This is a genomic window from Brevibacterium sp. 2SA (assembly GCF_005502845.1).
In the GTDB taxonomy this organism is placed as follows: Bacteria; Actinomycetota; Actinomycetes; order Actinomycetales; family Brevibacteriaceae; genus Brevibacterium.
The window spans coordinates 14,422-29,010 of sequence record NZ_SCMW01000050.1; the positions used below are offsets into that span (position 1 = coordinate 14,422).

Annotated in this window: 13 protein-coding genes; 2 read left to right on the forward strand and 11 right to left on the reverse strand. The window is 67.8% G+C overall.

Annotated features, from left to right (window positions below):
* Nucleotides 1-47: 47 nt before the first annotated feature.
* From FFS20_RS14570 to FFS20_RS14615, 10 genes are all read right to left on the reverse strand, one after another.
* Nucleotides 48-989, reverse strand: a complete 942-nt coding sequence (locus tag FFS20_RS14570) for a D-2-hydroxyacid dehydrogenase family protein (protein ID WP_137826554.1) — start codon at nucleotides 987-989, stop codon at nucleotides 48-50.
* Nucleotides 989-2,701 (reverse strand): dihydroxy-acid dehydratase, encoded by a 1,713-nt coding sequence (gene ilvD, locus FFS20_RS14575; RefSeq protein ID WP_137826555.1) that lies wholly within the window; start codon nucleotides 2,699-2,701, stop codon nucleotides 989-991. Before ilvD ends, FFS20_RS14570 begins: the two co-directional genes overlap by 1 nt.
* Nucleotides 2,702-2,800: 99 nt before the next feature.
* The gene (locus FFS20_RS14580) at nucleotides 2,801-3,748 is read right to left on the reverse strand and encodes a 2-hydroxyacid dehydrogenase (RefSeq protein WP_137826556.1); all 948 of its coding nucleotides are present in this window, start codon (nucleotides 3,746-3,748) and stop codon (nucleotides 2,801-2,803) included.
* Between the two features lie 136 nt (nucleotides 3,749-3,884).
* Complete coding sequence (locus FFS20_RS14585) at nucleotides 3,885-4,364, reverse strand: MarR family transcriptional regulator (protein WP_137826557.1); 480 nt, start codon at nucleotides 4,362-4,364, stop codon at nucleotides 3,885-3,887.
* A 2-nt stretch (nucleotides 4,365-4,366) separates the two neighbouring features.
* The gene (locus FFS20_RS14590; RefSeq protein WP_137826558.1) at nucleotides 4,367-5,065 is read right to left on the reverse strand and encodes a CE1759 family FMN reductase; all 699 of its coding nucleotides are present in this window, start codon (nucleotides 5,063-5,065) and stop codon (nucleotides 4,367-4,369) included.
* Nucleotides 5,062-6,291, reverse strand: a complete 1,230-nt coding sequence (locus FFS20_RS14595) for an LLM class flavin-dependent oxidoreductase (protein ID WP_137826559.1) — start codon at nucleotides 6,289-6,291, stop codon at nucleotides 5,062-5,064. Before FFS20_RS14595 ends, FFS20_RS14590 begins: the two co-directional genes overlap by 4 nt.
* Before the next feature lie 200 nt (nucleotides 6,292-6,491).
* Complete coding sequence (locus FFS20_RS14600; protein WP_137826560.1) at nucleotides 6,492-8,423, reverse strand: acyl-CoA synthetase; 1,932 nt, start codon at nucleotides 8,421-8,423, stop codon at nucleotides 6,492-6,494.
* A 65-nt stretch (nucleotides 8,424-8,488) separates the two neighbouring features.
* The gene (locus tag FFS20_RS14605) at nucleotides 8,489-9,448 is read right to left on the reverse strand and encodes a fumarylacetoacetate hydrolase family protein (RefSeq protein ID WP_137826561.1); all 960 of its coding nucleotides are present in this window, start codon (nucleotides 9,446-9,448) and stop codon (nucleotides 8,489-8,491) included.
* A complete protein-coding gene (locus tag FFS20_RS14610) occupies nucleotides 9,445-10,590 on the reverse strand; it encodes a VOC family protein (protein ID WP_137826562.1) in 1,146 nt (381 codons plus the stop codon). The genes FFS20_RS14605 and FFS20_RS14610 overlap by 4 nt, the downstream gene beginning before the upstream one ends.
* Nucleotides 10,553-12,217: a bifunctional 3-(3-hydroxy-phenyl)propionate/3-hydroxycinnamic acid hydroxylase gene (locus tag FFS20_RS14615; protein ID WP_171007098.1), complete on the reverse strand. Its 1,665-nt coding sequence runs from the start codon at nucleotides 12,215-12,217 to the stop codon at nucleotides 10,553-10,555. Before FFS20_RS14615 ends, FFS20_RS14610 begins: the two co-directional genes overlap by 38 nt.
* Before the next feature lie 59 nt (nucleotides 12,218-12,276).
* Between FFS20_RS14615 and FFS20_RS14620 the strand changes: the two genes are divergently transcribed.
* A complete protein-coding gene (locus tag FFS20_RS14620) occupies nucleotides 12,277-13,032 on the forward strand; it encodes a TetR/AcrR family transcriptional regulator (RefSeq protein ID WP_137826564.1) in 756 nt (251 codons plus the stop codon).
* Nucleotides 13,033-13,101: 69 nt separating this feature from the next.
* Here FFS20_RS14620 and FFS20_RS14625 read toward each other — a convergent pair whose 3' ends face one another.
* On the reverse strand, nucleotides 13,102-13,719 hold the full coding sequence (locus FFS20_RS14625) for a TetR/AcrR family transcriptional regulator (RefSeq protein ID WP_137826565.1): 618 nt from the start codon (nucleotides 13,717-13,719) through the stop codon (nucleotides 13,102-13,104).
* Between the two features lie 200 nt (nucleotides 13,720-13,919).
* On the opposite strand from FFS20_RS14625, the gene FFS20_RS14630 reads away from it, so the two are divergent.
* Nucleotides 13,920-14,528: a hypothetical protein gene (locus tag FFS20_RS14630; protein WP_137826566.1), complete on the forward strand. Its 609-nt coding sequence runs from the start codon at nucleotides 13,920-13,922 to the stop codon at nucleotides 14,526-14,528.
* Nucleotides 14,529-14,589: the final 61 nt, after the last annotated feature.

A 14,589-nucleotide genomic window follows, 5' to 3' on the forward strand; every position in this document is an offset into this window, starting at 1 on the left:
CGCCGAAGAATTTCGCTGCCCCGGCACCCCGCGCTCCGCCGCGCCCTTTACGTCAGCACACGGATCGGCTCACCGGCGATCCACGCCGCGATGTCCTCGACCGCCTGCGGGTAGAAGATCCGATACGTGCCCTCGGTGACATAGCCGAGGTGCGGGGTGAGCACGGTCCGCGGGCTCGTGCGCAGCGGATGGTCAGCGGGCAGCGGCTCGGCGTCGTAGACGTCGAGGCCCGCCCCGCGGATCGCTCCGGCTGCGAGCGCGTCGGTCAGCGCCGCGGTGTCGACGAGCCCGGCCCGCGAGGTGTTGATGAGGATCGCACTCTCCTTCATCAGCGCGAGCTCGCTCGCCCCGAGAAGCCCACAACTGCGATCGCTGAGCTTGTAGTGGATCGTCACGACGTCGGAGGTCGCCAGCAGCTCTTCCTTGTCCACGGCACGCACCCCCACCTCGGCGGCGCGCTCCGGCGTGAGATTGGCACTCCACGCGACGACGTCCATCCCGAAGGCCCGCCCGATGCGGGCCACGCGCGATCCCAGCCGACCCAGACCGATGACGCCGAGGCGGGACCCCGCCAGGTCCGCCCCGATCGTCTCCTGCCATCCTCCGGCTCGCATCCGCGCGTCCTCAGCGGGGATGCTCCGGGCCACGGCGAGGATGAGACCCCACGTCAGCTCCGGCGTCGCCGTCCGCGGGGCGTCGGTGCCGCAGACCATGATCCCGTGCGCACGGGCGGCGCCGAGGTCGATCGACGCGTTCGCCGCTCCCGTGGTCACGAGCAGCCGCAGGTCGGGAAGGGCTGCCAGCCGCTGCGCGTCGAAGACGGTGCGCTCTCGCATCGCGACGACCACCTCGGCGCCGGCGAGCAGCGCTGCCAGCTCAGCGGTGCCGGTGACCGGACGCGTGACGACGGTGACCTCGGCCGGCAGCGTCGCCCAGTCCGCGTAGGACCGGGCGACGTCCTGGTAGTCGTCGAGGACGACGATGCGCATCAGCCGCAGACGGCTCCGGTCGACGCCGACTGGACGAGCTTCGCGTACTTGCCGAGCACCCCGGTGAGCCGGTGGTTCTCCGGGATCGTCCACGCCTTGCGACGCTCAGCGAGCACCTCCTCGTCGACGTGGAGCTCGATCGAGCGTGCCGCGATGTCGACGGTGATCCGGTCCCCGTCCTCGACAAGGGCGATCGGCCCGCCGTCGACGGCCTCGGGGGCGACGTGACCGATGCACAGTCCGGTCGAGCCCCCGGAGAAGCGACCGTCGGTGATGAGGAGGACGTCCTTGCCGATGCCCGCGCCCTTGATGGCCCCGGTGATCGCGAGCATCTCGCGCATGCCGGGACCGCCCTTGGGCCCTTCGTAGCGGATGACGACGACGTCGCCCTTCTTCAGCTCACCGCCGAGCACCGCGTCCATCGCCGGCTGCTCCTGGTCGAAGACGCGCGCGGTGCCCTCGAAGACGTCGGCGTCGAAGCCCGCGGACTTGACGACCGCGCCCTCGGGGGCGAGCGATCCGCGCAGCACCGTGAGGCCGCCGGTCGCGTGGATCGGGTTGTTGAGCGCCCGGAGGATCTTCCCGTCGGGGTCCGGTGGGTTGATCGCGGCGAGGTTCTCGGCCACCGTCTTGCCGGTCACCGTCATGCAGTCGCCGTTGAGCAGACCTGCATCGAGGAGGGCCTTCATGATGACGGGCACCCCGCCGATCTTGAACACGTCGTTCATCACGTACTCGCCGAAGGGCTTGACGTTGCCGAGGTGGGGCACCTTGTCGCCGATCCGGTTGAAGTCGTCGAGTTCGAGCTCGACGCCCGCCTCGTGGGCGATCGCCAGCAGGTGGAGAACGGCGTTCGTCGATCCGCCGAAGGCCATGACGACGGCGATCGCGTTGTGCAGCGACTCCTTCGTGATGATGTCCTTCGTCGTGATCCCCCGGCGCAGGAGTTCGACGACGGCCTCGCCGGACTGGCGGGCGAAGATCATCCGGTTGCGGTGGATCGCCGGGGGCGCTGCCGATCCGGGCAGGGACATCCCCATCGCCTCGGCGGCCGAGGCCATCGTGTTCGCGGTGTACATGCCGCCGCAGGCACCCTCACCGGGGCAGACGGCACGTTCGATGGCGTCGACGTCCTCGCGGGTGATCGTCCCGGCCCGGCACGCGCCGACGGCCTCGAAGGCGTCGATGAGCGTGACCTCCTTCTCCGTGCCGTCGGAGAGCTTCGCGGTGCCCGGCATGATCGAGCCGTTGTAGAGGAAGACGCTCGAGAGTCCGAGGCGGGCGGCGGCCATGAGCATGCCGGGGATCGACTTGTCGCAGCCGGCCATGAGGACGGAGCCGTCGAGGCGCTCGGCGCTCATCACGGTCTCGACCGAGTCGGTGATGACCTCGCGCGAGACGAGCGAGTAGTGCATGCCCTCATGGCCCATCGAGATGCCGTCGGAGACGGAGATCGTCCCGAACTCGAGCGGGTAGCCGCCCGCGGCGTGGACGCCTTCCTTCGCGGCCCCGGCGAAGCGCTGGAGGGAGAGGTTGCACGGGGTGATCTCGTTCCACGACGAGGCGACGGCGATCTGCGGCTTCGACCAGTCCTCGTCGCCCATGCCGACGGCGCGGAGCATGCCGCGCGAGGCGGTGCTCTCGAGCCCGTCCGTGACATCGCGGGAACGCGGTTTGATGTCCGGTGCTGAAGTGGGGGTATCAATGCTCATGGGGGCACTCTACGCTTCCGTCCGGCATACGTCGGCGCGGTTCTCGCATGGTGGAATCATTGTTTCGGGCCGCCCCGGACCCCATCCTCCCCCGCGCGCTCAGTCGAGATCGACGACGTTGAGCGGCTTCTCCCCGTCGTTGATCCGGCGCACCTGTTCGGCGAGGATCTTCACCACGCGCGGCTCGAACGCCGAGGTGTCGCCGCCGACGTGCGGGGTGATGAGCGTGTTCGGGGTCCCCCACAGCGGGTGGTTCTCGGGCAACGGCTCGGGATCCATGACGTCGAGGGCGGCGTGGAGGCGCCCGGTGTTCAGCTCCGCGACGAGGGCGTCGGTGTCGACGACCTTGCCCCGGGCGACGTTGACGATGAGCGCGTTGTCCGGCAGTGCCTTGAGGAACTCGGCATCGACGAGGTGGTGCGTCGAATCCGTCAGCGGCGTGATGAGGACGACGACGTCGGTGTGCGGGAGCAGCTCGGGTAGCTCGTCGACACCGTGGACGACCCCGTGGTCGTCTTCCCGGGCGGTCGTGCCCACCCGGGTGAGCTCGACCTCGAACGGGGCGAACCGGTCGGCGATCGCCCGCCCGATCTCACCGACTCCGACGACCATGACGCGCCGATCCTGGAGCGACCGGTAGCGCTGGTGATTCCACGTCCGCGACACCTGGTTGCGCACCGCATCGTCGATCCCGCGAAGGCTCGCCAGGGTCAGCGCGAGCGCGAGCTCGGCTGTGCCGCCCGTGTGGACACCCGAGGCCGTGGCCACCTCGATGCCCTGTTCGGGCAGGTGGGCGACGGGATCGTAGCCGGTCGTCTGCGTGATGACGAGCCGAAGATTGGGCAGCTCGCCGAGGAGGTCGATCGTTCCCGCCGAATCCATGTACGGCAGGACGACGACGTCGACATCGTCCTTGCTCAGCTTCGCCGACTTCTCCTTGTCGGAGTAGACGACCAGGTCGACGTTGGCCCGCTGGTGGGCGGGGATGCGCGCGATGACGCGGTTGCGGAGTTCGGAATCGGGGAACGCGATGGTCGTGATCGTCATACGGCCATTGTGACACGGGCCTCACGGCCGCAGGCAAGACCGCTTGCCGGTCGGATGCGGACGGGCACGCACCCGACGCGAACGCGCGGTCGGACAGTGCTGTCCGACCGCGCGATGACGCAGTGGGGGCCGCTCCTCAGTCGAGGCCGGCGGCGATCCGGGAGAACACCGTGCCGATGACCTCGAGCTCCTCGTCGCCGACCTGCGAGAGGACCACCTCGTCGATGGCCCGCCGATGCAGCCGGGCGGCGTCGAGGAACCGCCGGGCCCCCACCTCGGTGAGGCGGACATTGTGGGACCGACGATCATCGGCACACGTCGTCTTCTCGACGAGACCGGCGTCCTCGAGGACCTTGATCCGGTAGTTCAGCCGCGACGGGGAGAACACGAGCCCCTTGGCCAGCGCCCCCATCGTCAGCGTCCGATCCGGTGCCTCCCACAGGAGCAGGAGGGCGTTGTAGTCGCTGACCGTCAGCCCCGCCTGCTCCTTGAGGCGATCGTCGAGCTCCTGGCGGATGCGCTGGGACGTCTCGAAGTACGTCCGCCACGCCCACTGCGCGCGCTCTTCGCGGCCGCGCCCGAACCGGATGACCGGGGCGGCTGTCGTCTCACTCATCGTCAGCCCTCGAGCAGCTGCGCGAACGGGGTGATGCGGTTCGGGTCGAACTCGTCGTCGACGCCGCGCTTCTCCCCGCGTCCGATCGTGATCCGATGCGGGGCGAGGCTGTCAGGACCTTCGTTCCCGTCGACCTCCCCGTCCTCGCCGCCGGTCAGACCCCGGATCGACGCGGTCACCGCCACGAGTTCCTCCCCGGCCTGCCTGACCCGCGAGTTGAGTGCGCGTCCGCCCTCGGCGCTGCCCCAGTCGTCGGTGGCGGCGAACACCGTCGTCGGCACGACGATGCCCTTGAGGTAGGACAGCATCGGACGCATCGCCGTCTCACCGGCGAGCGAGTGCCGCGAGGTCCCGCCAGTCGAGGCGATGAGCACGGGCGTGCCCGCCAGTGCCTTCTCGTCGATGAGCTGCCAGAAGAGCGTGTGCAGCCCGACGGGGGCGACCTTGTAGACCGGGGTGACGGTGACGATGGCGTCCGCCTCGGCGACCTTGAGATAGGCCTCCTCGAGCTCCTCGGAGCGGAAGCCGGTGAGCGCCATGTCCGTGAGCGCGGTGCTGAGGCTGCGGACGTTGATGTGGTCCGTCTCGACCGTCAGGCCCGCGGCTCTGCCCGCCGAGGCGGCCGCATCGACGATCCGATCGCTGAGCTTCTGCGTCGTCGAGTCCTCACTCAGCGAGGTCGTGACTGCGAGGATCTTCATTCGGTCTGCGCTCCTGTCTCCGCTTCGGCCTTCTTCTCGGCGTCGGCCTTCGCGGCTTCCTGACGAGCCTGCTCGGCCTCGGCCGCACGGGCTTCGCGATCCTTGTACGCCTGCGATCCGGGTCCGCCGCCGGGGATCGGATCCCGGCCCTCCTTGTGCCGCAGCACGAGCGACTCGTGGGTCGGGGCGTCGGGCACGTCGGCGGGACGGTTCTTCGCGAACTCCTTGCGCAGGACCGGCACGACTTCCTCACCGAGGAGGTCGAGCTGTTCGAGCACGGTCTTGTGCGGCAGGCCCGCGTGGTCGATGAGGAACATCTGACGCTGGTAGTCGCCGGCCCAGTCGCGGAAGCTCAGGGTCCGTTCGATGACCTCCTGCGGGGATCCCACGGTCAGTGGCGTCTGCTTCGCGAAGTCCTCGAGGCTGGGGCCGTGGCCGTAGACCGGGGCGTTGTCGAAGTAGGGGCGGAACTCCTTGACGGCGTCCTGCGAGTTCTTCCGCATGAACACCTGCCCGCCGAGTCCGACGATCGCCTGGTCGGCACGACCGTGACCGTAGTACTCGTAGCGCTGACGGTAGAGCTGCACCATCCGCGCGGTGTGCGAGGTCGGCCAGAAGATGTTGTTGTGGAAGAAGCCGTCGCCGTAGTACGCGGCCTGTTCGGCGATCTCCGGGCTGCGGATCGAACCGTGCCACACGAACGGCGGAACGTCGTCGAGCGGCCACGGGGTGACGGTGAATCCGTTGAGCGGAGTGCGGAACTTGCCCTCCCAGTCGAGGTTCTTCTCCCGCCACAGACGGTAGAGGAGGTTGTAGTTCTCGACGGCCAGCGGGATGCCGGCGCGGATGTCCTTGCCGAACCACGGGTAGACGGGACCGGTGTTGCCGCGGCCCATGATGAGGTCGAGGCGACCGTCCGCGAGGTGCTGGGCGTACGAGTAGTCCTCGGCGATGCGGACGGGATCCGTCGTCGTGATGAGCGTCGTCGCGGTCGAGAGCTGGAGCTTCTCGGTCTGCGCGGCGATGTTGGCGAGCAGCACGGGCGGGTTCGCGGGAGCGACGAACGGCGGGTTGTGGTGCTGTCCCGTCGCGAAGACGTCGAGGCCGACCTCTTCGGCCTTCTTCGCCAGCTCGACCGTGTTCTTAATCCGCTGGTGCTCGGAGATGGTGGTGCCATCGGTCGGGTCAGTGGTGACGTCGCCGATGGTGAAGATACCGAATTCCATGACTGCTCCTCGTCTCTGTGACCGGCCGTTGGGGCCAGCCTACAGTGGTTGAAACTTCAGTTTTGAAGCAACTTGTTGAAATCTTAACAGTCAAGGTTCCGGATGTATTCCCGCGGTTCGGGCACCATGTGCGGCGTCGACCCGACCGTGGTCGTAGACGTGCGATTCTCTCTGATCATGGAGCAGTCAGTGCGAGGGCATCAGGACGAGGGTGTTGTCCGAACCTCGAAGGCGAAACCGTATCCGGCGAGCGCCCCGCTCAGGTCACCCGGTTGACCGGCCACTGTGATCTCAGCCATCAGGCCACGGGTCTCGTCCTGATGGACCGTCACACAGCTCAGCGTGACCTCGACCCGGCGTGCGGCCTCAGCGATGACAGACTCGATCTCCGCCATGATGAGCGCCGGCTTGAAGATCTTGCCGACCGCAGTCGTCGGCATCTGCTCGATGATGTGGACGGCTCTGGGTCGGGCTGCCCGTTCCGGCACCTTGGCGCGAGCGAATTCGAGCAGGTCCGACTCCGCGGCCTCGGCATCCTGAGACAGCTGCACGTAGACCACGGGAACCTCACCGGCATGGGTATCGGGACGTCCGATGGCCGCGGCCGCGGCGACGGCCGGATGAGCATGGAGGACCTCCTCGATGATCTGCGGATCGATGTTGTGTCCGCCGCGGATGATGAGGTCCTTGGCGCGCCCGGTGAGCCAGAAGCAGCCGTCCTCGTCCTGTCTCGCAAGATCCCCGGTGTTGAACCACTGTCGGCCGTCCGCGTCGAACCAGACGCCCTCATCGTGACGAGGATCGGCATAACCTGCGAACACGTTGGGACCGCTGAGGAGCAGGGCCCCCACCTCGTCGGTGCGAGCCCAACGGTCGAACCCGCCGTCGGTGCCGAGCACGGCTGCACGCATGTGCTGATAGGGCAGGCGCAGGCCGATCGACCCGATCCGCGCCGCGGCGGTCGGTGGGTTGACACTGGAGACGCATGCGCCTTCGGTCAGTCCGTAGGCTTCGAGGATGCGGATTCCGGTGGTCGACTCGAACCGGCGGAACACGTGTTCCGACAGAGGTGCGGCGCCGCAGAGTCCGTAGCGGATGGAGCTGATGTCACTCACTCCCACGGGGTGGTCGAGCAGGGAGGAGTAGATGGTCGGGACTCCGGAGAATGCGATCACCCGGTAGTGCTCGGCGATGTCCCAGAATGATGGCAGCACACCCTCGCCGCGGTAGCCCTGCGGTGTGCCGAGCACGACGTGTGCCCCCTGCGACCACGGGGCCAGCCCGGTCACGAGCTGGGCGTTGACGTGGAAGAGCGGCAGTCCGCAGAACACCGCATGGTGCGGCGCGAAGGCACCGGGCACGAAGGTCTGCATCGCCCAGCTGTCGAACACCTCGGAACCATGGGTGCGGCGGGCGATCTTCGGAAGCCCGGTCGTGCCTCCGGTGCAGAAGTACGACGAGATGTCATCTCTCCCCGGCAGGTCGAAGGTGAGGGCGTCGTCTCTCGCCCCGGCGATGGCGCAGCGGAAGTCCTCGACGGGAACCGATCCCGCCGAGCGGCGCTGCAGCACCTCGCGAGTGCGGAGGACCACCCGGGCAGTGGGGCCGAGATACGGCGCGACGCTGACGGTGAGGATGCTGCGCAGGCCGGGAACGTCACGAGCCGCTGCCGAGACCCGCTCCCAGATGTCGGACCCTGGGTTCGGGCCGAGCGTGATGAGATGTGAGGCCCCCGAAGCACGCAGCAGCCGGGCGATCTGGTCGGTCTCCAGCAGCGGGTTGATCGCGAACGCGATGCCCGCGGCTTCGGCTCCCCAGATGACGAAGTGGGTCTCCGGAAGGTTGGGCAGCGCGAAGGCGACGACGTCTTCACGGCCGACGCCTCGCGCGCGCAGGGCGTTGGCCGTCCGGGTGATCTCTGCGAACAGCTCCGCGTGGGTCCAGACCGTCGGTCGTGCGAAGTCGCGGGACCGGAGGAAGAAGGAGAGCGCGGGGGCACCCGGACTGATCGCCGCACCGGCGGCGAGCATCTCATAGGTGGTCGCGGGCAGACGGCGATCGCTCAGCGGCACGGCTTCGATCGCTGCGATATCCGTCATTCCGGTGATGCCGGTGGCGGCAGTGGAGCTCATCGTGGGTCCTTGTCTGTCGAATCGGATGCGAGGTGCGGTACGGACTGCAGAGTGAGGTAGGTCGGTCATCGGTCGACGCGCACGGTCGTCCGCTGCGTACCGGCGTCGATGGCGCCGTCCTCGGTGGCGATGGTCGCCTCGATGAGGTCGCCGTCCTGGAGGTAGCGCGGGTTCTTCGCCTGTGCGGAGAAGAATGCCTGCCACCTCCTCTTCGGTGGGAGCAGCGAGCCAAGGATCTCGACGATCTTGGCGGGCGCTTTGAGCGCCGTGCCTCCCGGTGTTCCGGTGAGGACGACGTCTCCCGGGTCCAACCGCTGGAACCGCGCCAGGGACTGCAGAGCCTGTGCAGGGGGGTAGATCATCTCCGCGGCGCTCGAGTCCTGTCTGGTCTCGCCGTTGACACTCAAGCTCAGGCGCAGGTCCCGGAAGCGCTGGGCGTCGCCCGGCTCGAAGAGCGTCAGGGCCGGCCCCAGCGGCGTGAAGGTCGGGTAGGACTTCGACTCGTAGAACTGGGTCTTGGGCAGCTGCACGTCACGCGCAGAGACGTCGTTCGCGGTGACGACACCGGCGATCCAGCGGTCCCAGTGGTCCGGATCGATCGTCGCCCCCACGGGGATCGGTCTCCCGACCACGAGTCCGATCTCGACCTCGTAGTCGAGGTATTCCACGTGCGCGGGTCGGCGAATATCGGCATCGGGCCCGGCAATGGACCCCGATGCCTTGCGGAAGAAGGTCAGTGGCACGGTAGCGGGATCCATGCCCGAGTCCCGCACGTGCGACGCGTAATTGGTCATCTGCGCCACGACGCGGCAAGGCGGGGTCACTGGCGAGAGCAGTCGGAGGTCCTCGCGATCGATCAGACCCCGGTCCGTCGCGCGCGCCTCGGCGATGGCGTGCGCGAGCTCGCTTCGCTGGTCGAGCAGCTCTCGGGTCGAGTCGTACGGCAAGCCGAGGCCGACCATCCGACCGCCTGAGACGGCGTCCGCCCACCAGCCCTCGGCGGTGCGGTAGATGTTCACGCTCATGACCTCGGCACCTTGAGGAGTCCGCGCAGCCTGCGGAGATCGAATTCGTTGTCCGAGCTCGAGAGCGAGATGATGGTGTCGCGCAGCATCTGCAGCGTGTCGCGCTGCACTCCGAGCCCGAGGAAGTCGGCGGTGGCACGCGGCCCCCACTGCGACAGCCCCGAGGCGGTCATCGCCGCCCACCCCGGATCCATAGAGCTGTCGAAGAGATCACCGTCGGCATAGTGCTCGACGAGGAAGCCGTCGGGATCACGCCAGTAATCGAAGATCTGACTTCCCTGGATGTGTCGACCGACTCCCCAGGAGCGTCCGTAGCCGCGATCGAGGAGGTACTCGCCTCCCGCCTCAACCGCGTCGAAGTCCGTGACCTCGTAGGCCGAGTGCACGTACCTGTTCGACGGTCCGAGCGTCATCGCCAATGTGTGGTGATCGGCGGCCTCGCCGCCGCGGTCACAGCGGATGAAGCTCATCACCGGCCCGCGGTGGCGCTGTCCGGGGTAGTAGAGGAAGTCGCTGACGATCATGCCGAGATTGTCGAGATACCACTGGAGGGCCCGCTGGTAGCGATTGCTCATCACGACGACGTGTCCCAAACGCAGGACCTGCGCGGGGGCGCGGGGTGGCCGCTGGGTCGCGTTGACGCGGTTGCGGGCGCGCCCGAAGTTGAAGTCGTGCACCTCGGCACTCGCCTCGGCGGCAAGGGGTGTCACGTCGGCGACGACACGCAGGGGCATGCCGCTCGGGTCCTTCATTCGCACCCCCAATCCGTCCAGTGGGGTGTCGAGGCGCTCGAGGGGGCGCCCGAGAGCGTCGCCGAGGCGCAGCACATCCGAACCGTCGGCCGCGGTGAAGGCCGGTCCGAGGAACTTCGTCCGCGGCCCGCGGCGCACGATGACGCAGGGCGGATCGGGTGCGGCTCCGCGGAGGTAGAGGGTGTCCCGGGTCCGGTAGGCGGTGGAGAACCCGAAAGCGTGTGCGAAGGTCTCGGCCCGGTCGAGGTCGGGTTTGGCGAACTCCAGCCACGCGAGTCCGCGGACCTTGATGAGCGGGTTGCGGCTTCGTCCGGGGTGCTCCCCGCGCTGCGCGCCCTCCTCGCTATGCAGGTCATTGTGGTCGGCGCCGTGCGCATTCCTCACTGACATGGTGATCTTCTTTCCGGGTCGCCGAGCCGGCAGCCCTGGTTCGGGTGCGCACCGGCGCACACTGAGGCGGATGCTGGTGGGTGGGTTCGGGAGATGACGTTGCGACGGCGGGGACCCGGTGAACCGGGGTGCTCAGCAGGCGTTCGGCCTCCGCAACCCACCGCCCGGGACCATCGGGAGTCGACGAGCGCGCGACACGAGCACCATGGGCTACGCGGGCGTACCTCCGCAGACGGCGGAAGAAGCCGGAGGGCGTGCGTGCCGCGACCGCGATGACCCCATCGGGCCTGACCAGGATGAACGGCCTGCCGGCCGCTCCGATCATGAGGCCGTATCCCGTCGTGGAGGCGTTGTCGAAGATCTGGGGCGAAGCGAGGCGGCCCCGCAGCCGCCCGGCGAATCGCGTGCGGACGAGCGCACTCCTCCGCAGACGTGGGGTCGCGGCCGACGAGGCGAGCTGGCCGACCCCGGGGAACCGGTGGGCCCTGGGCAGGATCGCTTCGCGCAGGAGGCGACCGAACGACGCAGTGTTCGTCATGGCCACCCCGATGAGCACAGCACGACGGATCATCGCTGTGGAATGGGGTCGGCGTTCGTCCTCGTAGGTGGCGAGGATTCGAGCCGACCCCGTGCGGAGAACCGAGGCGAGCTTCCAGGAGAGGTTCGCGGCATCGCGCAGGCCGGACCCGAGACCCTGTCCGATGAAGGGCGGCGTGAGATGGGCGGCGTCACCAGTGAGGAAGGTTCGACCCAGTCGCCACCGGTCTGCGACACGGGCATGGAACTCGTACTCCGCGCAGCGCACGATGCTGATCTCCTCGTCGCGAACGTCGGGAAGCCACGGGGCGATGAGCGCTCGGAGTTCGCGCACCGAGGAGAAGTCGGCCGATGTCTCACCGGGCCGGAGCCGGAACTCCCAGCGGTGCCGGTCGCCGGTGACGCGCATATACGTGCCCGGGCGGTCGCCGTCGAAGACCTGGTCGACCCCGTCCCACGTGTCGACCGCACCCGAGATGTCGACGTCGACGACGAGCCACCTCTGCCTGAAACCTCGATCGATCATCGCGGCACCGATGACCTCGCGGACCCGACTGGCCGCCCCGTCCGCACCGACCAGGTAGGCGCCCTGGTGGCTTTCCCGCGCCCCGGTGGCCCGATTCCTCACTTCGACGCGGACCCAGTCCTCAGTTTCACTGGCGCCGAGGAATTCGATCCCCTCAGCCAGCACGATGTTCGGCATCCGGTCGACGCGGTCGCGGAGGAGTCGCTCGAGTTCGGGTTGGTCGAACATGTTCGCCTCCGGGATCCCGGCGTCGTCGTCTACCGTCCGATCGAACTGAGCGAACACGTTGAGAGCGCGGTCGACGAGGCGCAGGCCTGACGCGGGGCGACTGATGCGACGAAAGGCCGATGCCACGCCCGCCGATTGGAGGATGCGGAACACCTCGGCGTCCAGATGCACCGCGCGAGGCAGCGGGTACGCCGCAGAATGGCGCTCGACGACGAGGATGCGATCGACGCCGAAGGCGCTCAGGAGAACAGCGGTGCACAGACCCACCGGCCCTGCACCGACGATGATGACGTCGGTGACGCTGTCGGGACGCGAACCCCCTGGAGATGTCGACACTCTGCCTCCTTGCTGAGCAACGGAGGCGATCCCGCCCTCGTTGAATTGACACTATTGTCATGTTTGACATTATTGTCAAGTTTTTTGATCGGGATCCCTTACGTCGATCTGGGAGGATAGTGGCCAGCAGCGACCGAGCCGGGGTCGGAACATCCGAGAAGCGAACGAGGTGGAGCGTGGGCCGGACACGACGGGACACTCAGCGGGAGCGCACCCGCGCAGCGCTCGTGTCGGCGGCCCAGCGCATGTTGGCGGATGGGCGAACCGCAGCGAGCGTGCAGGAAGTGACCAGAATGGCCGATGTCGGGCACGGGTCGTTCTACAACCACTTCGCCACGAAGGACGCGCTCTTCACAGCGGCGATCGAGGAGGCGCTCGAGGACTGGGCTCGGCTGCGTGACGCCGCGGTCGGCGGAATCGACGACCCCGCCCTCGCGTTCGCCACGAGCTTCCGGATGACTGGACGACTCCAGCGACGCCATCCCGACCTCGTCCGCGTGCTTCTGAGCGCGGGGGCGTCGATCCTCGTCTCCGAGCGCGGGCTGCGAGCGGATGCGAAGGCGGACATCGCACGAGGAATCGACAGCGGGCAGTTCTCGATCCCGGACGCCGAATCGGGCCTGATGCTCACCGGAGGAATCCTGCTCGGTCTGCTCCAGATGCTCGATGCCAACCCTCGCAGCGACGCCGAGGCCGCGGCGGACGAGATGGCGCAACGGGCCCTCATGGCGCTGGGGGTCACAGAGGTCGAGGCATCTGAGATGGCGAGGTCGGCGCTGCCCCCGTTTCCCGACCTCGTCGTCAGCCACAACTGAGCGCCCACGGCCGGCGGTGAACGCAGGCGCACCCGCATCGGAGCGACCGACAGTCGGCCCGATCCGCCCTCAGCGCGCCAGCCCGGCCCTGGCGATCTCCTCGGCGGTCGCTCCCGACGCCGACAGGAGCAGCGCGGCGATCTCGTCGACGAAGGCGTCGACCGACGCCTCGGATGCCTGGTCGCTGCGCAACCACGCGCGCACATGCCAGACGGTCCCGGCCGCGAGGAACTCCGCCCGTTGCTGTGCGGTGTAGGCCCCCGGTCGACGGCGGATGACGGGCCCGATCGGCGAGACGTTGAGGAGATGGTCGCCGAGGAAGGTGACGAAGTCATTGGAGATCGCCGTCTCTGCGAGGTCGAGCGCGCCGAGGTAGAAACGCGAGTGCCGCACGAGATCGGTGAGGATCCCGTGGAAGACTCCGCGGACGTAGTCCAGCCAGCTCTCCCCCAGGGCCGCCTCGGGAATGGCGTCGAAAGCACCGGCGAGACCGCTGCGCACCGCCTCCCGCACGAGCGCGGGGATGTCATCGAAGTTCTTGTAGAACGTCGGTCTGCTCACCCCGGCGAGGGCGACGACTTCGCTGATCGTGATCTCATTCGTGCCGTCGCCCTGCTCCAAGAGCGCCGACACCGCCTCGACGAGCGCGGTCCGTGACCGTGTTGTCCGTGCGGGCCTTTGAGCCATGCCACCTCCTGCTTCCCATATTAACAGCTGTAAATGTTTAATGGTCGGATTCCGACTGGAGTTCGCATCCAGCCAACCCCCACTCGATACCGCTGGAGCTGAGTGTTTGCCGAGGATCCTCGTCGCGACTTGCCTCCTTAATTTTACATTTGTAAAGTTTGGAGTGTCGGACAGTCCGACAGCTGAGAAAGGAGAGGACCATGTCCACCACTGAACTCGAAACGCAGTACCGCAGTCTTCCCGAACGCATCCGCACCCGCGTCGAGGAGCAGCTGAGCGACGCCGCGATCGCCTTGAAGCTCAAAGTCGGCCTCATGCTGGCCGACCGCGAGGAGATCGCCGCGCATGCGGTCACACCGGCCGGACGCATCGGGCTGAAGAGCGGCCAAGTCTCCGAGCTGACGGCGATCATGCCGCTCAAGCCCGGTGGGGCGGAACGCCTGCGGAAGTTCTTCAGTCTCCTCGACGGCAACCTCGCAGGAGCCGGACAGGTCGGCACCCTCCACAACATGCGTTTCGTCTTCCTCGACGACGACACCAAGCTCCTGTTCGCCACGGCCTACGACGGCGAGTGGGACCCCTACATCGACGACTTCGCCACGAAGATCCCTGAGATGATGGACTACCTCTTCGGCAACGTCGAAGGTTGGCCCGGCATCAAGTCGTCTGAAGTCAAGGACTTCATCGTCGGGTACCAGATCGGCGCGGCAGGCTGGTTCGTGGCGCACCCCACGCTCACTGTCGCCGAAGGCACCCGGCTGCTCGAGCAGGACGACAATGTCCGCGGCTTCGTCGAGACGCTCAACTGAGGGACTGGGCCATGGCTGCACTGCGCAAGGGTGGTCCGGGTATCCCACCCCCACCCAAGGG